This window comes from Archangium sp. Cb G35 (genome assembly GCF_001896145.1).
In the GTDB taxonomy this organism is placed as follows: domain Bacteria; phylum Myxococcota; class Myxococcia; order Myxococcales; family Myxococcaceae; genus Archangium; species Archangium violaceum.
Genome location: NZ_MPOI01000010.1, coordinates 292664 through 313525, shown reverse-complemented (window position 1 = coordinate 313525; position 20862 = coordinate 292664). Strand labels below are relative to the sequence as shown.

General features: G+C 69.9%; 16 protein-coding genes. 6 read left to right on the top strand and 10 right to left on the bottom strand.

Annotation, left to right across the window (positions count from 1 at the left end; translation table 11 throughout):
• Nucleotides 1-90: 90 nt before the first annotated feature.
• Entirely contained in the window at nt 91-5076 is a 4986-nt protein-coding gene (locus BO221_RS29555; RefSeq protein ID WP_143195763.1) for a hypothetical protein, read from the bottom strand.
• A gap of 118 nt (nt 5077-5194) precedes the next feature.
• On the opposite strand from BO221_RS29555, the gene BO221_RS57420 reads away from it, so the two are divergent.
• Nucleotides 5195-7033, top strand: a complete 1839-nt coding sequence (locus BO221_RS57420) for a VWA domain-containing protein (protein ID WP_073564043.1) — start codon at nt 5195-5197, stop codon at nt 7031-7033.
• Between the two features lie 71 nt (nt 7034-7104).
• Here the strand turns inward: BO221_RS57420 and BO221_RS29545 are convergent, their stop codons facing one another.
• Nucleotides 7105-8037: a hypothetical protein gene (locus BO221_RS29545; protein WP_143195762.1), complete on the bottom strand. Its 933-nt coding sequence runs from the start codon at nt 8035-8037 to the stop codon at nt 7105-7107.
• 289 nt (nt 8038-8326) lie between these two features.
• Between BO221_RS29545 and BO221_RS29540 the strand changes: the two genes are divergently transcribed.
• Entirely contained in the window at nt 8327-9583 is a 1257-nt protein-coding gene (locus BO221_RS29540; RefSeq protein ID WP_073564041.1) for a GAF domain-containing sensor histidine kinase, read from the top strand.
• Nucleotides 9584-9607: 24 nt separating this feature from the next.
• On the opposite strand, the gene BO221_RS29535 is transcribed toward BO221_RS29540, so the two are convergent.
• The 3 genes from BO221_RS29535 to BO221_RS29525 are packed head-to-tail and all read right to left on the bottom strand — an operon-like array spanning nt 9608 to nt 12133.
• The gene (locus tag BO221_RS29535) at nt 9608-10282 is read right to left on the bottom strand and encodes a hypothetical protein (protein ID WP_083681534.1); all 675 of its coding nucleotides are present in this window, start codon (nt 10280-10282) and stop codon (nt 9608-9610) included.
• The gene (gene rdgC, locus BO221_RS29530) at nt 10269-10928 is read right to left on the bottom strand and encodes a recombination-associated protein RdgC (RefSeq protein WP_073564388.1); all 660 of its coding nucleotides are present in this window, start codon (nt 10926-10928) and stop codon (nt 10269-10271) included. Before rdgC ends, BO221_RS29535 begins: the two co-directional genes overlap by 14 nt.
• A gap of 35 nt (nt 10929-10963) precedes the next feature.
• Entirely contained in the window at nt 10964-12133 is a 1170-nt protein-coding gene (locus tag BO221_RS29525; RefSeq protein WP_143195761.1) for a lipopolysaccharide assembly protein LapB, read from the bottom strand.
• Between the two features lie 71 nt (nt 12134-12204).
• Between BO221_RS29525 and BO221_RS29520 the strand changes: the two genes are divergently transcribed.
• From BO221_RS29520 to BO221_RS29510, 3 genes are all read left to right on the top strand, one after another.
• A complete protein-coding gene (locus BO221_RS29520; RefSeq protein WP_158079935.1) occupies nt 12205-12672 on the top strand; it encodes an MAPEG family protein in 468 nt (155 codons plus the stop codon).
• Between the two features lie 31 nt (nt 12673-12703).
• Nucleotides 12704-13795, top strand: a complete 1092-nt coding sequence (locus BO221_RS29515; protein WP_073564037.1) for a YkgJ family cysteine cluster protein — start codon at nt 12704-12706, stop codon at nt 13793-13795.
• Between the two features lie 71 nt (nt 13796-13866).
• Complete coding sequence (locus BO221_RS29510; protein WP_073564036.1) at nt 13867-14529, top strand: hypothetical protein; 663 nt, start codon at nt 13867-13869, stop codon at nt 14527-14529.
• Between the two features lie 4 nt (nt 14530-14533).
• Here the strand turns inward: BO221_RS29510 and BO221_RS29505 are convergent, their stop codons facing one another.
• On the bottom strand, nt 14534-15385 hold the full coding sequence (locus BO221_RS29505; RefSeq protein WP_073564034.1) for an ATP adenylyltransferase: 852 nt from the start codon (nt 15383-15385) through the stop codon (nt 14534-14536).
• Nucleotides 15386-15440: 55 nt separating this feature from the next.
• On the opposite strand from BO221_RS29505, the gene BO221_RS29500 reads away from it, so the two are divergent.
• On the top strand, nt 15441-16646 hold the full coding sequence (locus BO221_RS29500) for a transglutaminase-like domain-containing protein (protein WP_073564033.1): 1206 nt from the start codon (nt 15441-15443) through the stop codon (nt 16644-16646).
• 13 nt (nt 16647-16659) lie between these two features.
• Here BO221_RS29500 and BO221_RS29495 read toward each other — a convergent pair whose 3' ends face one another.
• From BO221_RS29495 to BO221_RS29480, 4 genes are all read right to left on the bottom strand, one after another.
• A complete protein-coding gene (locus BO221_RS29495; RefSeq protein ID WP_073564031.1) occupies nt 16660-16917 on the bottom strand; it encodes an acyl-CoA-binding protein in 258 nt (85 codons plus the stop codon).
• 12 nt (nt 16918-16929) lie between these two features.
• The gene (locus tag BO221_RS29490) at nt 16930-17913 is read right to left on the bottom strand and encodes a hypothetical protein (protein ID WP_073564030.1); all 984 of its coding nucleotides are present in this window, start codon (nt 17911-17913) and stop codon (nt 16930-16932) included.
• A 49-nt stretch (nt 17914-17962) separates the two neighbouring features.
• Nucleotides 17963-18922: a DUF2381 family protein gene (locus BO221_RS29485; protein ID WP_073564028.1), complete on the bottom strand. Its 960-nt coding sequence runs from the start codon at nt 18920-18922 to the stop codon at nt 17963-17965.
• 118 nt (nt 18923-19040) lie between these two features.
• On the bottom strand, nt 19041-20825 hold the full coding sequence (locus tag BO221_RS29480) for a serine/threonine-protein kinase (RefSeq protein ID WP_083681530.1): 1785 nt from the start codon (nt 20823-20825) through the stop codon (nt 19041-19043).
• Nucleotides 20826-20862 lie beyond the last annotated feature (37 nt).

Below are 20862 nucleotides of genomic sequence, written 5' to 3'. Positions count from 1 at the left end.
GAGGCTCTGTCGCTCAGGACCCACATCGCCGCTCCTTTCCGATGAGCAAGCGGCGACGCTACCCCCCTGACAGGACTTTCTTCAACTGGCTTAGTCCCAGCCCCTGAGTGCCACGCGCACGCCCCGGAGCCACCGGTCCAGCTCCTGACGGCGCAGCGTGGCGAACACCCGGCCGCCCACGATGGAGAGGCCGGCGAGCGTCATCACCACGAAGCCGATGCGATGGTCTCTCAACCCGGCGTGCACGAGCGTGGCCGCCACGTCCAGCGTGAGGAACAACGTCCCCAGCGCCAGGTAGGCGCGGATGTGCAGCACCATGCCGAGCGCCACGCCCAGCAGGCACGCCGCGCCGAACACGAAGGCATAGGTGCCGTCCGCCGCCTGGCCGATCTGCAGGGTCAGCTTCGCCGCCGCGGGGACGTACAGCAGCATGCCACCCAGGATGCGCACCGCGTTCCTCGCCACTCGCGGCAGGCTGGACGTGAAGAGCTGGCCCAGCATCAACAGCAGCAGGCCGAGCGGCGCCAGGTAGATTTCAATGCCCTCCATGTCCATGGAGAGCGCGGCGATGAGCAACGCAGCGTTGCAGGCCGTGGCCGCGAGCGAGCCGAACAGCCGGCTGCGCTCCACCGCGCCCAGGGCCGCGTACAGGAGGCCCGAGCCACCCGCCAGCAGCGCCGCCTCCTGTGTGGCCTCGCTGGGGAGCACCAGCGCCATGCCCACGGGTAGCAGCGCCGCGAACCGGCGGGTCGCCCGCTCCACCGGTGCCACCCCCGCCCGCCGCGCCAGCACCGTCACTCCCACCAGCACGAAGCCGAGCGCCAGGGCGAAGAGGGCATCGTGCTCGGGGCGCAGCTCCTGGGCGTAGAGCGCCCTCACGAGCGCGTACACGCCCACCACCGCCACCTGCACGAAGTACACGTGCCGTCCGGTGTGCTCGCGCCACGCGGCATGCAGCGCCACCGCCACCGCCAGCGCGATGGCCGAGCCCGCTAGCGGCAGCGCCCGCTCGTCCGGCGTGCTCCCCTGTGCCGCCACCAGCGCGAGCAGTCCACCCATCGCGATGAGCCACAGGTCGCGGCCCCAGGCGAGCCCCCGGGCCAGGTCCTCGCGCCTCTCCCGGAGCTGCCGGTTGGCCGCGTGCGCGAGCGCCGCCACCCCCGCCACGCAGAGCGCCAGGGCCGGAAGGTGCGGCGCGAGGCGGGGCGTATTCATGCCCGCCACGAGCGCCACCGAGAGGCCCGTCAGCGCGGCGAGCCCCGCCAGCGTCGTGGCCTGGCCCGCGCCCAGCCGCGCCAGCGCGCCCTTCCACTGGGCCGCGCCGATGTACAGCGTGGTGGCCAGGAGCGCCGTGGTGAGGGGGAGGGACACGGACAGCATCCAGTCTCCCCCGAGGCCGTACGCGTCCGAGAGCAGGAGCCGGGGAACGGCCAGCAGCGGATCGGTCCGGCCCCCACTGGCCAGCGCGTACACCGTCGCGTTGAGGGCATAGAAGAGGGCACCCAGCTGGGCACGCGCGCGCGCCTGGCCCTCGTCGAGCCCCCGCCGGCGGGCCAGCCACGGGCTCAGCGCCACCACGCCCAGCGCCACCAGGGCGAGCACGGGGCCCGGCCAGGCCCCCACGGTGGGCTCGCGATGCGCCAGGGCGTGGATGACCAGGAGCAGACCCAGTCCCGGCACCAGCCGTCCCTGGGGCCGCGCCCGGCTCGCGAGCAGCAGCAGCCCGGCGCCGAGGATGAGCACGGCCGCCTCCAGCCCGGGCTGGAAGAACGCCGCCACGAAGACGAGCCCCGCGGCGGTGCCCGACCAGCCGTGCAGTGCCCGCATGAGCCGCGGGCCGAAGGAGTCGGAGCCGGACTCGCCGAACAGGAGGTGCTGCACGACGCGGACACGTGCCCCCACCAGGGTCAGCGCCAGCCCCGCGCCCGCGTACGCGAGCCCCGCGGCGGCGAGCCCCAGGAAGGCCCGGTACCACAACGGGTCCACCGTCTCACCGGAGGCCAGCCACGCCTCGGACGCGAGCCAGTGCGTGCTCCGGGCTGCTTCCAGGAATTCGGCGCGAACCCACTGCCCACCCGGAGGCTGCGTGGCCACCAGCGCATGTCCGAGCACGGTGCGATGGACGGCCCACAGCGCGGCCCCTGGCAGCCCCAGCAGCAACCCCAGGCTGGCGAGCGCCGGAGCCCGGAAGGAGAAGGCGAGCAGCAGCGCCAGGAGCGCGGCGCCCAGCGGCATGAGCGGAGGCACCACCGTCAACGCGCGGGAGAGGATGGGCCCACCCGCGTTCCACGCGCCCACCGAGAGCACCACGGCCAGCGCGGCCACACCGGCGTGCGGGACGAGGTGGTAGACGCGGCCGTGGCGCTCGTTCTCCAGGAGGCGCCCGAGCCCCGGCCCGAAACGCCGCGTGGCGAGCGCCAGCAGCCAGATTCCCACGCCGATGAGCGGCAGGCGCATGGCGCTCATGTCGGGCGGCAGCGGACGTCCCGCGCGGTTGAGCACCGCCGTGAAGGCGATGAAGAGTCCCGCGAGGGCGAGCAGTCCCACCGAGCCGCGCAGGCGCCACGTGACGAAGCCACGCGAGACGAAGGCGGCCACCGCGCTCCCCGTGAGCAGCATCCCCGCGAGCACCACCCTGGAGCGCTGATCCTCCACCGGGAACTGCATCCAGTTCGAGAGGGAGAAGAGGGTGAGCGCGGCTCCCATGGCCGACACCACGGCGAAGCCATCGGTGTAGAGGGGGCGGCCCGACTCGGGGAAGGGCAGGCGGATCCACCCGAGCAGCCGCCGGCCTCGCGGGGGGACCTCGGGGGCCGCGGTCTCGCGTCCACGCAGCGCCGCGATGGCGGAGAAGGCGAGCGTCAGGCTCGCGAGCAGCAGGGGCTGGCCGGCGAAGTCCATGGGGTGCAGCCTCTGGACGAACAGCACGGCCGAGAGCCCGAGGCCCCACGCGGCCAGGGTGCTGACGAGCCGGCTCCGGTCCCGTCTCACGCGCAGCAGGAGGAGCACCGAGGCAAGGGCGGTCGGCATGCAGCCGATGACGAGCGCCGGGAGGCTCGCGGACTCTCCGGCGGCACCGCCCGGCACGCCGGGAAGCGCGAGCACGACCCCCACGGCGGCCAGGGCGAGCGAGAGGTCATCCAGGGGCAGGAGCTCGTCGCTCTTCCCGTTCCGGCGCATCCACGCTTCCTGGACGAGCCCCGCCACGCCGTAGAGCACCGCCGTCCCGGAGAGCGCGGCCAGCTGTGCCGCGTCCCTCGCCGCCACACCCGCGGCGTCGATGAGTCCGAAGGCTCCGAAAACGGCGGCGACCGCTCCCAGGTAGTGCAGGGCCCGCCCCTGGTATCCACCCGTGAGATGCGCGGCCACGGCCACCAGCGTGCCCACTGCTACCGCCGGCCACGCCGTATCCGAGCCCCACATCGTGACGCCGTACGCGCTCAGCGGCATCGAGGCCAGGGAGAGCACCACGCCCCATCCGAGCAGCCAGAAACCGCGCATGTGCTGGGCGTTCAGCCGGCCCATGGGCAGCAGACCCGCGCCCACGGCGGCGATGCCCACCATCCACCAGCGCGGCTCGAGCGGCATCATCAGGCGGGCCAGGAGGACGCCCGCCAGGGTCAGCGCCAGCACGGCCGGATGGACGAGCGCCCGGCGCCGGGGCTCGAGCAGGAAGAAGGTCAGCGCGGCCCCCATGGGCGTGAGGGCCGAGGCGAGGTCCACCCAGGGTTCCACGCCGGGCTGAATGGAGAAGGCCGCGAGCCCCGCGGCGACGGCTCCACTGGCCAGCACCGCGTGCGCGACGGTCTCCACCACGGGCGCCGCCTGGGGATGGGCCTCGCGTACGGAGGACTGGCTCGCCACACCGGCGGCCACCGTGGCGAGCGCCATCGCCCAGAGCGTCATGCCGGCGAAGAGGGGGCTCCCCGGGAAGAGGGCGTCGAAGCCGGACGGTGCGCTCGCGATGGAGAAGAGGGCGAGGGCGGCCGCTCCATAGAGACTCGTGGTCAGGACGGAGAGCCCCGCCCGGGCCTGCTCCCGCCGGGCCCGCCACGCCGAGGCCCCGAAGGCCGCCACACCGGCGAAGGCACAGAGGGTGCGCGTCCAGGGCGCCTCGTCCAGCCCCATCAAGGGCAGTCCGGCCAGCAGTGAGGGGAGCAGCGCCACCCCGAGCGACACCGGGGAGGCCCCATACAACAGGCGTCCCGTGGGTCTCAGGGTGAGGAGGGTGAGCGCGGCGACGCCAGCCGAGGCGGGCCCTCCTATCGCCGGGGCCAGGCCCACCAGGGAGGACAGCGCGACGAAGACGACGGGCAGCAGGGCGATGCCGATGCTCGCGAGCACCCGTCCAGCCGAGGCCGAGCGCCGGGCGAGGAGCACTCCGAGTCCGACGAAGGCCGAGTGGTAGGCGAAGAGGGCACCCGTGACGAGCAACTGCCGAGGCACGCCGCCGAGCGCTCGCCAGGCCTCTCGCACGCCCATGAGCGAGCCGCCGAGCACCAGCACCGCGCCGAGGAACCACCACACGTACTCGTGCAGCTTGGGCGCCGCGCCGCTCGCGGAGTCATCGAGCGCCACCATCGCATCCAGCCCGCCGCCGAGCGCGCCCGCGTCCACGCGCAAGAGGGCCTGTCCCGACTCCGACGCCAGGCCGATGCCCTCCTCCTCGTGGTGCGGGCGGGACGCGGACTCGCGCTCGCGCTCCTCGCGGGCCGCGTTCTCCAGCGCCTGGAAGAACGCCTGGCCCCAGGTGGGGCGCCAGTCCTCGAGCTCCTCGAGCTTCCCGGCGAGCGCGTCCGCCTTCTGCTCCAGCGTGCTCGCGTCCTCGAGCAGCGGCACCGCGACGGCGGCGATCGCGATGGCGTCGCTCGTGGTGGTGGCGGAGAGGGACTCGGTGAGCCGGGTCGCGGTGGCCGGTTCGACCAGCCGCGTGGCTTGCCAGTCGGCGATCCGCCGCTTCAGTTTCTCCTGGACGAGCCTGTCCACGTGCTCCCGTGTCGCGGGCTCGAGCAGGGCGCCGCAGTCCGGACAGGTGTTCTCCCCGTCGCGGAGCTCGGCACAGACCAGGCAGATCATTGGGGTCCCCATTGTCCCTGACGCATGCGTCCGACGTATCAGGGCGGGTAGGCCCGAGGTGACGCATGACAGAGGTCAAGACTAGGCTGTTTCGCCTCTTTCTCGAAAGGGCCTGGCCATGAAGGCGTCCTACACGTTGAGCCGTCCGGTACTTCCCGTGGGTACCTCCTCGAAGATCGACCTGCTGGTGTCGTTCAAGGCGGAGGCTCCGGCGGCGTCCGCGAAGCGCTCGCTCAACCTGGGCCTCGTCATCGATCGCTCGGGCTCCATGGCGGGAGCGCCGCTCAAACACGCCCTCCAGGCCTCGCGGCAACTGGTGGAGCGGATGGGGCCCGAGGACTGGCTCTCCATCGTCACCTATGACGATGCGGTGTCCACCGTGCTCGCGCCCGTGCGCGTCACGGACAAGGCGGCCATCGGCGCGGTGCTCTCCAATGTCCGCGCGGGCGGCTGCACCAACCTCAGTGGCGGCTGGCTCAAGGGCGTGGAGCACGTGAACGCCAACAAGGCCAGCGAGCGCATCAACCGCGTGCTGCTGCTGACGGATGGTCAGGCCAACGAGGGCATCACGAACGTCGAGACGCTCATCTCCACGGCCCGGGAGAAGTCCGCCGCGGGTGTCATCACCACCACGCTGGGCTTCGGCTCCAACTTCAACGAGGACCTGCTCATCGGCATGGCCAACGCCGGTGAGGGGCACTTCTATTACATCCAGTCGCCCACGGACGCGGAGGGCGTCTTCGGCATCGAGATGGAGGGGCTCGGCTCGCTCATCGCGCAGAACCTGGAGGTGACGCTCAAGCCGGCGCCCACGGTGAAGGTGGCGAGCGTGCTCAACCGCTACCGCTTCGAGTCCCGGGGCCAGGAGGTGGCGGTGGGGCTGGGCGACGTGTACTCCACCGAGGAGCGGCAGTTGGCGGCGGAGCTGTCGGTGGACGCGGGGGCGGCAGCCGGTCCGGTGACGCTGGCCACGCTGGTGTACCGGGCGCAGGTGGTGGTGGACGGGGCCATCCGGGAGCTCTCGGGCGAGGTGCCCATCGTCGTCAACCTGGCCTCGGCGTCGGAGTCCTCGGCGGTGTCGGCGGACAAGAACGTGCTGGCCCAGACGGACCGCTTGCGCATCGCGCGCGTCAAGGACCAGGCCGTCGAGCTGGCCGACAAGGGGGACCTCGCCACGGCCTCGCAGCGGCTGCGGCAGGTCATCGGCGAGCTGTCCGTGACGCTCGACAAGGCCTCCTATGACATCGCCGAGGAGGTGGAGCAGCTCGCGCACTACGCGCAGCGCCTGGAGTCGAGGAAGTACGACTCCGTCATCCGCAAGGAGCTGAGGGATCAGTCCTACCAGGCGGGCACGCGCAGCCGTGGGGACCTGGCGCTGCGTGGCACGGCGGGCGGCTCGGCGGACAGCCTGGAGGCGGTGGCCAGCGCGGGCACCGGCATCGTCCTCAAGTGCGTGCGCGAGGGCGGCAAGCTGCGCATCCACACCGTGTCCGAGGGGTATGACCCGGGCTTCAACGTGCAGTTCCCCCGGAGCGTGCGCGAGGAGGGCGTCACGTACGTGGTGGACAAGCTGGAGCTGTCGGGGGACGGCACCTTCTACCGCGTCAATGGCCTCATCAAGCGGCTGGTGCAGCCGGGGCAGGAGCGCGCGGCGCGTCCGGCGGGAGCGGCCGTGGCGAAGAAGGGCAAGCCCACCGCGTCGAAGGTGACGGCGGGCTCGGCGGCGGATCTGCCCACCACGAATTCGGTGGGCACGGGTGTCATCGTCCAGTGCATCAAGGAGGGCAGCAAGCTGCGCGCCCGCGTGGTGTCGGACGGGTATGACCCGAACCTCAACATCCGCTTCCCGCGCGACATCCGCGAGGAGAACGTGCTGTACGTGGTGGAGGAGATCACCACCACCGCCAATGGCAGCTCCTACATCGCCTGCGGGGACATCCACCGGCTCGTCCAGTAACGCGCGGGAAGGAGCGGCCGGGCATGGAGAGCGGGACGCGAGCGCCCGCTCTCCGGTGCGCGAGCCGGGGCTCAGCCGCAGCGGCCGCAGTCCAGCCGGCAGCTGTCGTAGGTCCGGCCCGTCCCACACGACTCGGTGAACTGGCAGACGCCGTCACCGCAACGGTAGATGTCCTCGCCGCGCATCCGCGTGGTGAGCGGCTGGTAGGTGATGCCGTTGTAGTCGCAGCTCACGTACCAGGTGTTGGTGGGGTCCTTCTTGCACGCTCCCTGGCAGCTCCCGGCATGGACGAGCGGCGGGCACGCGTCGCGCGCGGCCTCGGTGCTGGTGGAGAGGGCACAGGCGCGCGCGGTGCTCTCCCGCTCGTTGAGCCGGCCCCGGTCGTTGCCCACGTAGACGCCTTCACCCGTGAAGAGGTTGCCGAAGAAGCAGGCTTCCCGTTCCGGGAAGGAGTCGTGCTCCCAGGAGAAGGTGGGGATGGGCTGGCCCCGCGCGTTCCTTCCCAGGATGGAGATGAGCACCCGCTGGCCATACTTGTTGCCATGGGCGGCCAGGCACGCGGAGATGATCTGCTGCTCGGCCAGGGTGGCTGGCGTGCCGCTGGCCCAATCCGGGGCGAGCCCCAGCCAGCCGTGCCACGTGTAGTCCGTCCCCCCGTGCGTGTACGTCCGGCTCTGCCCGGCCGGCACGGCGCACGCGACGATGTACTTCATCAGCATGTCGGTCATCGCCGGGTCCGAGTCGAACCACGCCGTGAAGGCCTCGGTGGACAGGCTGTTGAAGGCGAGCCCGTTGAAGGCCAGACCATTGAAGGCGAGCCCGTTGAAAGCCAGCCCGTTGAAGGCCAGACCATTGAGCGTGACCATCTCCTGGGCCGTGGTGCCGGGCTCCGGAGCACTGGAATCCTCCTGGGCCGGTCCGCAGCCCGCGCCCGTCCACAGCAGCAGCACGGCCGTGGCGTACAGCGCCCTCCGTTGAATGCACTCCAGTTGCGTCGCTTCCATGTGCTTCCCTCCCCAAGTCACGTGGTGGGCATGTTGGGACTGCGAACTGCCGGACATGGGCTTGCTGGGCCCATGGGGTCGAACCGCCACCGCGATCTGCCCAGGACGAAATTGCCGCTGGCGTTAAACCCGGATCCAGAATGACTGTTTTTCTTCCGCGCGGGATGTGTTGTTCGGGGGGATGAAGCGTGAGGTGGCGGACAGGCGGGCGGCGTTCGTTGGCTGTCTGACATTCGGGGTGGTCCCGGGTCCAATGCCATCCCCCGGCCCGCGGACGCAGGGTTCTCCCATGCCGCCCGGAAGACCTCAGAATGAGAGTGAGCGGCGGGAGCTGCTCTGGTCCGCGCTCGAGAAGTTGCTCGAGCTGCCGGCCGCCGAGCTCGAGCCAACGATGGAGAGCGTCAGCCAACTGCTGGCGGAGCTCTTCGCGGCCGACAAGGTGGACGTCTTCTTCCTGGAGCCCTCGAGCCAGACGCTGGTGGCCGAGGGCGTCAGCGACACCCCGATGGGGCGCAAGCAGAAGAGCCTCGGGCTGAACCGGCTGCAACTCGCCAACCGCGGGCGGATCGTCGAGGTGTTCGAGACGGGGCGCTCCTGGCACACGGGACACCAGGACGAGGATCCGGAGGAGCTGCCCGGCATCAAGTACGGCCTGGGCATCCGGTCCGCCATCGCGGTGGCGCTCGAGGTGGGGGGAGAGCGGCGGGGCGTGGTGGAGTGCTCCTCGGCCGAGGCGGAGTTCTTCTCCCTGGAGGACCTCCGCTTCCTGGAGGTGGCCGTCCGATGGGTGGGCGTGGTGGCCCACCGGGCCGAGCTGGTGGAGGCCCTGACGAAGGCCGCCATCGAGCGGGGCCGCCGGGCCGTCGCCGACGAGCTCATCACCGTGCTGGCCCATGACATGGGCAACTACCTGGCCCCGCTGCGCGCGCGCATCGAGCTCATCCGCCGGAGGGCGGACCGGGCGCATGCCACGGAGGACCTGCGCGACACGGAGGCGGCGCTCGCGAGCCTCGAGGGCCTCACGCGGCTCACCGCGGATCTGCTCGACGTGAGCCGGCTGGACCAGGGGCTCTTCACCCTGCGCGTCCAGCCCCTGGATGTGAAGCAGTTGGTGGAGGAGGTGGTGGCGGCCGCGAGGACTCCGGCCCACACGTTCCAGAGCCGGGGACCGGAGGAGTTCGTCCTCATCGGGGACCCCGAGCGGCTGCGTCAGGCGCTCTCCAACCTCGTCTCCAACGCGGTGAAGCACTCGCCGGCGGGAGGGGACGTGACGGTGGCGGTGGAGCGTCAGAACCGCGAGGACGGGAGCTGGGCCGTCATCTCCGTCAGCGACCAGGGGCCCGGGATTCCGTCCCACCTGCTGCCCAGGCTGTTCGAGCGCTTCACGCGGGGCCCGGGCTCCTCGGGGCTGGGGCTCGGGCTGTACCTCGCCCGGCAGATCGCCCTCGCCCATGGAGGGACGCTCGAGGCCGAGCCGGCGCCGGGCAAGGGAGCGCGGTTCGTGCTCTCGGTGCCTGGCTACCGGGTGGGGCCCGTCCCCCGGTGAGTGGAGACGGGCCGGGGTGTCCGCTCAGCCGCGCGCGGCGCGAGCCAGTTGCACCTTGGTGGCCTTGGGGGCCTCGTCCTCGCCCTTCATCCAGCTCTTCATGGCGGGGACGACCTTCTTGCTCCAGTTGCGGCTGGCGCGCACCTCGAGGAAGGCCTGCACCAGCGCGTCCACCATCCCGGAGAGCTGCTCGGTGAGGTAGAGCCGCTCCAGCAGCCGGTCATCCTCCTCCTCGGCCATGAGCTCCGGCAGCTTCGCGGCGCGGATGTCGAGGAACTCGGCGTCCAGCGTCACCTCGTACACCTTCTCGCCGTGGGTGAGGCGCCAGCGGGCCTGGTGGACGAGCAGGCCGCGGTCCATGGCGTGCTTCACCTGCTCCGAGTAGGGCGCGAGCGCGCCCCGGGCCATGAGCTCGGTGACGTCGCCGTTGACGCCGCGCAGGGTGCAGCGGCCGGTGTAGAGGACGACGACGCCCGTGCCCTCGAAGTCCACCAGCACGTTGCCCGACTCCGAGCGCCACAGCAGCCAGGTGAGGAACTCCCGGCCCAGGTAGGCCCGGCCGCGCAGCAGTTGCTCGCGCGCTTTGTCGCGTTCGATTTCCGCTTCGTCCCGCGTGTCCTCCTCGGTGGCTCCACCGTCGACGCCGGTGTCTCCCTTCATGAAGGCCGCTTCGATCCTCGCCTGCTCACGCCTCCCCATGGGCCACCTCGCTGCTGGGAATCTCGTTGTGGGAAATCTCCATGCCGATGAGCTCCGGCGTGGGGACGAGCTCCTCGTCCTTGATGCCGGAGCGCGCGGCCATGGCGGCGGGCACCAGCGGCTGGAGCTTCACCTCGAAGGCCGTCTCCATGGCCAGGAGGATTTCATCCACCTGCTTGCGCGAGGCGGCCCAGATCTGCACCTGCTGCGACTGCAGGTTCCAGCTCACGTCGTGCACCTTGGTGGAGGGCACGGCGCGCTGGCGCAGCATGTGGCGGATGGAGGCGCGGTTCTCCGCCTTCTCGCCCCGGGTGGGCTGGCGGCCGTTCTGCTTCTCGAAGGCGGTGGCCCACTTGTCCAGCTCGGCCTTGAGCACCGCGGCGGGCACCTTGACGGTGTCCACGCGGAAGCCGAACAGCGCGTAGTCGCCGTACAGGATGGCGCCGGTGGAGAACTCCACGGCGTCATGGTTCTCCAGCTCCACGAAGCCCGCGGCCCGCTCGTCCTCGGTCTTCTTGAGGTCGATGGGCTCGAAGGCCCCGGACTTCAAGCCCTTGGAGAGCCAGCGTTTCTTGTCGGAAGGAGCGTTTCCGGCCGGCTCGGACCGGAAGCGCGAGAAGGTCACTGCACCACTGAGGACTGGCATGAAGCCCGGCAACTTTCACAAGCCGGGCCCCGCCGTCAAGGTACTGCTGGTGCGGCCTGCATCCGGGCGGCGCGCTTCTTCTTCCAGCCCTTGTATTCGGGGGACTTGACGAAGCCCGCGTACTCCTCGAGGCCCTCCAGGTCGGCGAGCTCCACGCTCGTGTCGCGCTCGATGGCGTCCAGGTAGCGGACGGTGTCCTTGAACTGCTTGTCCTGGAGCGACAGGCCGATGAGCACCCAGTGGGCCAGGGCGAGGGTGGGCTCGCGAGCCACGGCGGTCTTGAAGTAGCCGATGGCCGCCTTGCGGTCCCCCTTGTCCAGCATCACGCTGCCGCGCAGGTACTGGAGGTACGGGTCGTTCACCCGCTGATCCAACCGGTCCACCATCTTCATCACGGTGGCGTAGTCCTTGCGCATCATGTGGCCGTCGATGGAGATGAGATCCAGGCTGGGGTCGTTGGGGTAGGCCTTCTCGAAGTCCTCGATGGCCTTCTGGTACGCGGCCTCGTCGAGCTGGCCGGCGGCGGTGAGGCGCACCAGGAGGAAGGGCTTGGTCTGGCGCAGGGACTTGGGCAGGGCCTCGAACGTCTTCACCACCTCGGCGAACTGCTTCTCCTGCACCATGCGCTGCATGTCCTGGAGTTTGGTGGCGTTCTTGAGGAAGTCCTGCTCCTTGCCCATGAGCTTGTCCACGAGGTTGTAGCCGGCCTCCGTGGCGGCCTGGAGGTACATGCGGCGCATGGTCTCGCTGAAGGGCTCGCCGGTGATGTAGGGGTAGAAATCGACGATGACGACCTGGGCCTCGGCGTTCTTGGCCAGCTCCAGGTCCAGGTAGTTGACGCCGCCCTCGGAGCTCATGATGCGGTAGAGGGCGTGCGGAGCGCCGCCCTCCATGCGCAGCCGCAGCAGGCGGAAGCTGGAGTCATCCTCCCGCGTGGCGACGAGCTGCTTGCCCAGCTGCATGCCCGTGCTGCGTGCGCCCGAGGCGAAGCTGTCGTGGAAGGCCTTGGGAGCGGAGGTGCCGCGCGTGGAGCGCTCGAGGAGCCGATCCATGTCGACGCGCGTGTCCAGGAGGGAGCCGTCACCCGCGTGGATGCCCTGCTCCAGTTCCGTGGTGTATGCCACGTACGCCGGATCCATGGCGGGGGCTTTGCCAGGCGCGGCCGTGGGTTGCGCAGCGAGGACGAGGAGGAGGAGGGTGAGCATGGTGCGCGCACGGTACACGTGGGGCGCGCCCGCTGTCCAAACGCACGCACTGCTGGTAGATGGCCCCCTCCATGAGCGAATTCTTCCCGCAGATGACGTCCAACCTGGTGCTGGCGTTCCCGGGCTTCCGTCTCTACGCCCTGTGCGCCGTCATCCTCATCATCAAGATGTTCGCCGTGGGCCTCTACACCGCCACGACGCGCTCCCGGCTGAAGGTGGCGATGAACCCCGAGGACGCGGCCCGGTTCGGTGCCCAGGTCCTGACCACCGAGCACCCCGACGTGGAGCGCGTGCTGCGCGCCCACCGCAACGACCTGGAGAACATCCCGGGCTTCCTCATCCTCGGGCTCATCGCCGTGCTGGCGGGCGTGCCGGTGCTCGGCCTGCAGATCTGCTTCATCGCCTATACCGCCGCCCGGGTGGTGTACAGCGTCGCCTACATCAAGGCCATGCAGCCGTGGCGCTCGATGACCTTCGGCATCGGCACGCTCTGCATGTTCGCGCTGTGCGTGATGATCCTCATCCGCATCCTGTCCTGAGCCCGTCACCACCCCCGGAGGATCCCCGCCCATGCCCCAGATGCTCGACAGCCTGCCGGTCCTCTACCGCGGCCTCCTGCCCGATTTCTTCCGCGCGGAGATTCCCAACGAGGAGAAGGCCACGTGCTCCTCGTGCGCCATGTGTCCGTCCTCCGCGCAGGGGGCCGTCGAGTCCGTGGACGGGGTGAGCCGGCTGTTCCGGCCGGACACCAAGTGCTGCACCTACTACCCCAAGCTGCCCAACTACCTGGTGGGCGCGCTCCTGTCCGACACACGTGACGAGCTGGGCGAGGGGCAGCGGCGCGTGGGGGAGAAGATCGCCAGCCACGTGGGGGTGACGCCGCAGTGGCTCCGGCCGTCGGCGCGTTACAACCTGCTGTATCGCAACTCGCGCCAGTTCTTCGGCCGGGCGGCCTCCATGCGCTGCCCATACTTCGAGGAGCAGCAGGGCGGCTGCACCATCTGGCCCTTCCGCGAGGCCGTGTGCTCCACGTTCTTCTGCAAGTACGTGGCGGGCGCGGACGGGCGGAAGCTGTGGATGACGTTCAAGACGTACCTGGCGCTCGCGGAGATCCAGCTCTCGCGCTACGCCGTGCTCCAGTTGCTGCCCGAGTACGTCCTCGCGGGCCGGGACAAGCCGGACCTGTCGGAGACGCCGACGCTCGAGGACCTGGACGACAAGCCGCTGCCCGAGAAGGAGTACAGCGCGCTGTGGCGCCAGTGGTCGGGCCGCGAGGTGGAGTTCTACCGGGCCTGCTACGACACCATCCGCGCCCTGTCTCCGGAGCAGGTGGAGAAGATCATGGGCCTGGATGGGGTCATCGAGCTGAAGGTGCTGGAGAAGAGCCTGCGGGACGCGGTCGCGCCCGCGCTGCCCAAGGTGCTCAAGCTCAACCCCGAGGCCACGGTGAAGTGGCTCGCGGATGGCAGTGTGGCGCTGGGGGCCTACAGCGAGTACGACGCCGTCGCGCTGCCCGGTGTGGCCTACTCGCTGCTGGTGGAGTTCACGGGCCGCGAGCCGGTCTCGGCCGTGCGCGAGCGCCTGCGCAAGGAGAAGCACGCGGACCTGCACGAGGACATCCTGCTGGAGCTCTACCGGCACCGCATCCTGACGGAGGCCTGAGCCCTCCGGGCGGGCTCATGGTCGGAGCATGAGCATAGGACGGACGGGGTCGTGTCAGGGTAGAAGCCGCCATGGCGAGCGCGACGTGGCGAGAGGACTTGAAGGCCCTGCTGGATGGGATGGACACCTGGGCCCGGCAGCGGGGCTGGCGCCTGGTGCGGGAGCCGCCGCTGACGCGCGAGGAGGTGGATGCGCTGCCTCGCTTGCTGTCCGCTTATCCGTACGAACTGCCGACGCCCTACCGCGAGGAAGCCTTCGTTGTCCCGGAGAGCTACCTCCAGTTCCTGTTGCTGCACCGTGAGGTCCGGTTGGAGCACCAGCCCGATGGGGAAGAGTGGGAGACGTATCGCCCGTTCCACATCTGGACGCCCACGCTGGAGTCCCTCACGGCCTCGTGGACGCCCTCGGGCACGACGGTGGATGACAGGGAGATCACGACCACGGATCTGATCTCCTTCGCGGACGCGCACCTGGGCGTCGAGGCGGCGCGCTGGTGCTTCTACACGCGCACGGAGCCGAAGGGCGGCGAGCTTCCCCTCCTGCTGGAGGACAACGACTACGAGGCGCTGGCGGGGCACTACGTGGATGATGGCGAGTGGTTGGACTCGAATGCTCCGCTGACGTTCGGGTTCGACAGCTTCGAGGCCTGGTTCACCCGGCTGTGCGCCGTGGTGCGCCGCGAAGACCTGGACCTGAACGACTCCGTCGCCGTGGGCAACGCGATGCTCGAGTGAGCTCCTACCCGGCGACCTGTCTCAGCAACTCCAGGGGTCCCAGTTCCTGGAGCCGCTGGAGCTGCTCCTGGTTCTTGACGAGCAGCGAGCCGGCGAAGCCCATGGCGTTGACGTTGATGCCGTGGGACTCGGCCCGCGCGCGAGGCACCAGTAGCATCCAGTCCCGCGTGGTGAGCAGGTTGTACGGAGGCAGCGGGTGCCCGATTCCCAGCTCCTTCATCAAGGACTGGTAGGCCGCGAGCAGCCGGGCCCCGTCCCGGGCGGGTGAGGACTCCCACGGCCCGAGGCGCGTCACCGCGTGGGCGAACGCCGGTGCCCCGGGCAACACCTTTTCCATGGGGACCCGCAGTCCCTCGGGACCGAGCGGGGGGATGAGCTGGAGGTGCTTGTGGGGCTGACTGGCCCCGGCCACCTCGCCGGAGTTGTAGAAGCCCAGCCCGTCCAGCCCGTCCATGCAGAGCGCGAGCGCCTCGAAGTCCGCGGCCGTGAGCAGGGACTCCTGCTCCTCGAAGGCGCGCGTCACGATGAGCAGGTGGTGCTCCACGACGTTGAACTTGTTGAGCAGGCACAGGTGCGTGGGCGAGAGCCCTCCCACGATGAGGTCCGGATCCGGGTTCTCGAAGGGGTCGAAGGGCACCGCGCGGGGCTTCTCGCGTTTGGCCCGCTCGTCCTTGAGGTGCGCCCGGCCGAGTACCCGCACCTGGAAGGGGATTCCCCGCTCCTCGAGGGTCTGGCACTCGGTGGCGATCGGCTGCAGGGCGCCCGTGGCCAGTGCGTGCCGGGTCGTGGAGACGATCCGCGGCCACAAGTCCTCGGGCCGAAGGGACGTCTCATGGGGGAGGGGGGGCGTGCTCATCACGGAGCAGATTACCGCAGGCAATCGCCCCGCGTGGGGGTCGTAAAGGGGGGACATGCGACAGTCCGCGTCCCTCACCGTCCTGCTGGCCCTGCTGGGTACCGCTCCGGCCGCCCTCGCTGGGGCTCCCACTACCGCCCCGGGCCCGCTCGAGAAGATCTCCATCGTCGAGTCCTCCAACTTCAAGCTGGACGACCGCTACCGCACCCTGAAGCTGCCCGAGAGCCTCGATACCCCCGAGCTCCGCCAGCTCCGCGAGCACGTCCTCAAGCAGGTGGACCTCTCGCGCCGCTCGGACCCGGAGCTCATCCTCGAGGCGCTCGAGTGGGTGAGCATCCAGTGGGACCATGACGGCATGAACGAGCCCCCGCCGGGCACGTCGTCGTTTCAGATCCTCCAGAACGTGAAGAAGGGGCAGCGCTACCGGTGCGTGGAGTACGGCACGGTGGTGTCGGACCTGCTGCTGTCGCTGGGCTATCCGTCGCGGCCGCTCGGCATCATGACGGCGGATCCCGCCTATGGGGGGTTCGGGCAGTCCCACGTGGCGTCCGAGGTCTGGTCCAACACCCTGGACAAGTGGATCTTCATCGACCCGCAGTTCAGCATGGCCGCCACCCACGAGGGGCGCTACCTGAGCTTCCTCGAGATGTTCCAGCTCAAGCGCGAGGGCCGGTTCGAGGAGATCCGCTTCACCCCCTCACCGCGCTACCTCGCGCGTCACAAGAAGACGCCGGAGGAACTCGACAAGCAGTACCGGGAGTTCATCGGCCGCTACTTCGGGTACATGAACATCCCGTACCTGCGGGACGGGAAGAAGGCCACGCTGATGCTGCCACTGGAGGGCAAGGGGCAGTTCGCGACCTTCCAGGGGTTCCACGCCGACGGCCTGCTCTTCACCGATGACCCGCGGGAGCTCTACTTCCCGCTCAATCACACGCAGGTTCTGTTCACGTACAACAACGCGCGCCGGCCCATCGAGCTCATCCAGGAGCACCACATCACCACGGAGCAGGAGTTTCTGAGCAAGCGGCCGCTGTTCGCCGCCCGGCCGGACTACACGCTCACGTTGCAGCACGGCATGCCCTGGTTCAGCCACTACGAGCTGCGGGTCGACGGCGGCGAGTGGAAGCGGCTGCCCGGTGACACGGCGCCACTGAAGCTGCATTCGGGGCTCAATACGCTCGAGGTCCGGGCGGTGAATCGAGCGGGGGCCGCCGGTCCCATCAACCGGATGAAGATCCGGTACGCGGCGGACCCCTGAGCTCAGGCGCTGCTCAGCCGCGCAGCAGCCGCTCCACGAGCGCCACGTATTGCTGCATGGCCGCTTCCTTGCCCAGGCCCTTGCGGCCGGTCCAGGCGTCGTACTTGGCGCGCCCCTTGACGTCCAACATCCCCGGGCGCTTGCCCTGCACGTCGCCCTCGGTGGCCTGCTTGAAGAGCGCATACAGCTCCAACAGCGTGTCGTTGGAGGGGCGCGTCTTGAGCGTCTTCACGCGCTCCTGCGCGGAACGGAAATCATCCTCGAGTGCCATACGGTTTCTCCTCTACTTCATCAGTTCTTCGAGCCAGCGCGCGAAGGGCTCGGAGGCCACCACCGGCGTCAGCCGCCTGCGCAGGGACTCGCGGCCCAGGTCTTGGAAGGTGTCGAGCAGCCCGAGCGGCTCGAGTAGCTCGCGCATGGGGCGCTTGCCGTCCCGCTCCATGATGCGGGTGATCAGTCCCTCCAGCTCCCGGGTGGCGTCCCGTGTGGAGAGCCACTGGGTGAGGGCCTTGCGTACCACCTTCGCGCTGCCGGGGATGTCCGAGCGGGACAGCTCTTGTCCGAGCTTCGCCAGGGGCAGGCTCAGCACTCCGTCCAGGAGGGCCACGCGCATCTCCGCCTGCTCGGAGGCCCGGGTGGGGTCGGTGAGCGCATCGGCGAGCTGTTGGAAGAGGCCGGAGAGCGCTGAGTCAGCGAAGTCACGGGCACGCTTCTCCACCTGGCGCTCGATCTCATCGGAGAGCGCGCCGGCGATGCCGCCCAGCGCTCCGCCCGAACTCTTGGCCTGATCGGCGGCGAACTTCGCGAGGCCGGAGAAGCCCTTGGCGATGCGGTTCTCCGTCACGGGGGCGCTCACCTTGCGGCTGAACTCGATGAGCACATTGAGGAGTAGCGCACGCGCCAGCGAGCGGACGGGTGGACGGTCCAGGATGGAGAGGACCAGTGCCCGGTCCGGTGAGTAGCGGCGGGTGGCCAGCTCCGACAGCATCTTGGGGAGCTCGGGAGGCACGGCCTCGCGCACGGTGCGTGGGTCCTGGGAGAGCTGGCGCTGGAGATGGTCGAGCGCGGAGGCGAGCTCGCGGTCCGCGGTGTCGGAAGCGAGCCAGCCCTCGAGGGCGGCCCTCAGCGCGCGTGCCGCGAGGGCGGGCGGCAGGAGGGACTCGAGGGGCTGGGAGAGCTCGTGCTCCACGACGAGCGAGGCGAGGCGATCCAACGGACCGTCGGAAGAGGCGTCCTGGAGTCGGGCGAGGAGGTCCTGGGCATTCATGGCGGCGGGCAGTATGGCGCGGCTCGTGGCTTTCGCCTCCCCGAAAGATTCAAGGTCCTGTGTCGGGGTGTTGGAAGCTCACACCGTCGAAGAACTCACCCCCGTTGCTCGCCTCCTGGCCCCACAGCTTCAGGGTGAAAGAGCCTCGTACCTCCTGTTCCTCCATTTCCACTTCTACCCTGACGTTGCGCCTCGTTCCCGGGGCAATGGGCTCCTGCTGCCACACGGCGAGCGCCATCCACTCGGCGCCCTTGGGCTCTACCAGCACCGCACCGGCGAGCGTCCAGGGGGTACTCCCGTTGTTTTGTAGCTCCAGTTCCACGGCCAGCCGCACCACCTTTCGCCCGTCTCCTCCGGGAGCGGAACCAGAGCGGTAGCTCCGTGCCCTGGAAACGGTGAGCGTGTTGCCCGGGCGCCAAGTGACGCCATCGATAATGTCCTTGCTGCTAATGCCATTCTTACCCAACAGCCCCTGAGCCAGGAGGCCCAGAAGCCCCGCTTGCCCACCACACCTCGCCTCCAGCCGCGATTTCTCTTCCTGGCACTGCCGTGCTTCCGCCCGCGCCTGCTGCTCACCCTCGTAGCAGGAGGCGAGCGTGCGCGGCTGGCGTGTCACCTCCACCTGTCGTGCGGCCTCGGAGGGGTGCACCACCAGAATGAAGGTGACGTCCGCCGGAGCCACGCCGTCCTGGAAGGAGACCGTCATCGGCACGCGCTCGCCCTGCGTGAAGGCTCGCGTGGGAACGAGTGTGAGGCCTACCTCATTCTCTATCACCCGGAAACGCTCACGCCCGGCCAGCTCCACACGCTCCGGTTTCGCGTCGAAGAGGAAGTTGGTGGAGAGCCCCGGGTGGATGCACACCGCGAGCGTCTCGCGGTGCGTGTCCTCCGTCAGCTTCAGGTGGCGCGTACCTGTCTCGCAGCCTGGTGGCGCGGGCAGAGCGGAGACGTCCAGAGGGGCAGTGAGCAACGCGACTGGCAACAGGGCGGCGGAGGGCAGTACGGGCATGGGGCAGGGGTCTCCCGAGGACGTGGACGGGACCGGAGAAGTGGGGCTCTACCACACCTCCTGCCCGGTCATGTCAGCCTCACGTTCGTCCCACCAGTGTCCTGCCTTCCGGATGCCCCTACGGGAAGCGGTTCACCACCCGTACCCGCGCAACGGGGCTCACCATCATCTTGCCTGGCGCGCTGCCAGGCCGGAGTTCCAGGCCGACATTCTCACTCGAGTCCAGCAACTCCAGGCACACCGGGTACGTCACCCCGAGAGGCGTGCGCGCCTCGGTGAAGCGGCCGTATACCCGCCCCTCTTTGACGTAGAGCCGCCCGTTGAGCTGGGTTTTGGTCGGCAGGGCAACCTTGTAGCCGCCATAGCCCTGGGGGTCGGCCCCTGCCTCCCAGTGGCCGAACACGTAGACGGGGGTGTCTTCGTTCACGTGCACGTACCTGCCACGCACGTCGCTCCAGTCCACGGGCGTTATTTCTCCCAGGCTCAAGCCGAGCGTGCTCGTCATGGTCTCCACGGCCCCGGCGGGGCACGCTTGGGGAGGCGGTGCGGGGCGCTCGGCGGGCACCTGCTGTGGAGCCCCCATGCAGGCCTGCAAGGCGGCGCCGGTGAGGCCGAGACACGCATTGCGCACGGCGGCTCCCCGGCGTTTGGGGGCCGTTTCGGGCTGGGGTGCTGAGGGGGTCTGCTGCGTCTGCTTCACGGGGGCACTGTCCTTTCGGGGCGCCAGCGGCGGGGCGGCGGCCGGGGGAGGGGGCGCCTCGGGAAGAGGCGCGGCCACGGCCCACCCAGGTTCCGGCGCGGGCTCTGCTGGCGCCATTTCCTGGCCGGGGGTGAGCCACCAGGCTCCCAATGCCACGGCCAACCCCACGCTCACCGCCGCCAGCATCCTCCACCCGCGCGCCCGTGGTTTCACGGCGGGCCGACGCTCCGGGTGCAGTGGGGCCGTCCACGCCACATCTGTGCGGGCCCGCAATTCCTCCAGCGCTTCGAACAGCGCCACCGCGCCCGGGTAGCGCCCCTCGGGCGTCTTGGCCAGCAACCGCAGACACACTTCCTCCACCGCTCGGGGCACGTTCGGGTTGACGAGGTGCGGCGGCAGGGGCGTCTGGTGCAGCACCGCTTCCACGTCCTCGCCCCCGTGCTCGGCGGGCCGGAATGGAAAGCGGCCCGTCAGCAGCCGGTAGAGGACGACGCCCACCGCGTACAGGTCGTCTCCCGGCCCTGCCCGGTAATGGGCGCCCGGCTCGCCCGCGTGCGCGCGGCCATAGGCCCAGGCCTCGGGGGAGCGGTAGGGCAGCGTGCCCGGGGGAAACATCCCCTTCGTCAGCGTGGGGTCTCCCTCGTGGTAGCCCACGCCGAAGTCCACCAGCACCGCCTGGCCGGTGCGCAGGTGCACCAGGATGTTGGCCTCCTTCACGTCACGGTGCACCACCCGCGCCTCGTGCATCACCGCCAGACCGCGCACCACCTCCAGCACCCTGTCCACCACCTCGCCCACGGTACGGCCGGAAGTCAGCCCCCACTCGTCCAGGGTGGGGCCCTCGATCAGCTCCAGCTTCAGCCACACGAAGCGCGGCTCGTCCTCGGGCCACTGGCCCGCGCCCACCTGGCGTCCGAGGTTGGCGTGGCGCAGGAGCATGCCCAGTGACAGCTCGCGCCAGGCGCGCTCGGCGCGTTCGGGGCCAACGTCCAGCGGAAGCAACTTGAGCGCGAACAGGCGGCCCTCGGGACTGCGTACCCGGTAGACGATGGCGAAGCCGCCGCGGCCCAGCACCCCCTCCACTACGTCTCCACCAATACGCGTGCCAACAGGCAGCGGCGGGATGTCGAGCGGATTCAGGGCGCCCACTCCGTGATGGGGGACGGGATGAGCGGGGGCGGGGAATGGCGAAGGTGTGGACACGCGGGCCTACCTCGTAGAACCTCAACGTAGCAGGTTG

Bases quoted from the DNA above. Each gene is read 5' to 3' on its own strand.
- BO221_RS29555 (WP_143195763.1), bottom strand. From the start codon at position 5,076: ATGATCTGCCTGGTCTGTGCCGAGCTCCGCGACGGGGAGAACACCTGT.
- BO221_RS57420 (WP_073564043.1), top strand. From the start codon at position 5,195: ATGAAGGCGTCCTACACGTTGAGCCGTCCGGTACTTCCCGTGGGTACC.
- BO221_RS29545 (WP_143195762.1), bottom strand. From the start codon at position 8,037: ATGGAAGCGACGCAACTGGAGTGCATTCAACGGAGGGCGCTGTACGCC.
- BO221_RS29540 (WP_073564041.1), top strand. From the start codon at position 8,327: ATGCCGCCCGGAAGACCTCAGAATGAGAGTGAGCGGCGGGAGCTGCTC.
- BO221_RS29535 (WP_083681534.1), bottom strand. From the start codon at position 10,282: ATGGGGAGGCGTGAGCAGGCGAGGATCGAAGCGGCCTTCATGAAGGGA.
- rdgC (WP_073564388.1), bottom strand. From the start codon at position 10,928: ATGCCAGTCCTCAGTGGTGCAGTGACCTTCTCGCGCTTCCGGTCCGAG.
- BO221_RS29525 (WP_143195761.1), bottom strand. From the start codon at position 12,133: ATGCTCACCCTCCTCCTCCTCGTCCTCGCTGCGCAACCCACGGCCGCG.
- BO221_RS29520 (WP_158079935.1), top strand. From the start codon at position 12,205: ATGAGCGAATTCTTCCCGCAGATGACGTCCAACCTGGTGCTGGCGTTC.
- BO221_RS29515 (WP_073564037.1), top strand. From the start codon at position 12,704: ATGCCCCAGATGCTCGACAGCCTGCCGGTCCTCTACCGCGGCCTCCTG.
- BO221_RS29510 (WP_073564036.1), top strand. From the start codon at position 13,867: ATGGCGAGCGCGACGTGGCGAGAGGACTTGAAGGCCCTGCTGGATGGG.
- BO221_RS29505 (WP_073564034.1), bottom strand. From the start codon at position 15,385: ATGAGCACGCCCCCCCTCCCCCATGAGACGTCCCTTCGGCCCGAGGAC.
- BO221_RS29500 (WP_073564033.1), top strand. From the start codon at position 15,441: ATGCGACAGTCCGCGTCCCTCACCGTCCTGCTGGCCCTGCTGGGTACC.
- BO221_RS29495 (WP_073564031.1), bottom strand. From the start codon at position 16,917: ATGGCACTCGAGGATGATTTCCGTTCCGCGCAGGAGCGCGTGAAGACG.
- BO221_RS29490 (WP_073564030.1), bottom strand. From the start codon at position 17,913: ATGAATGCCCAGGACCTCCTCGCCCGACTCCAGGACGCCTCTTCCGAC.
- BO221_RS29485 (WP_073564028.1), bottom strand. From the start codon at position 18,922: ATGCCCGTACTGCCCTCCGCCGCCCTGTTGCCAGTCGCGTTGCTCACT.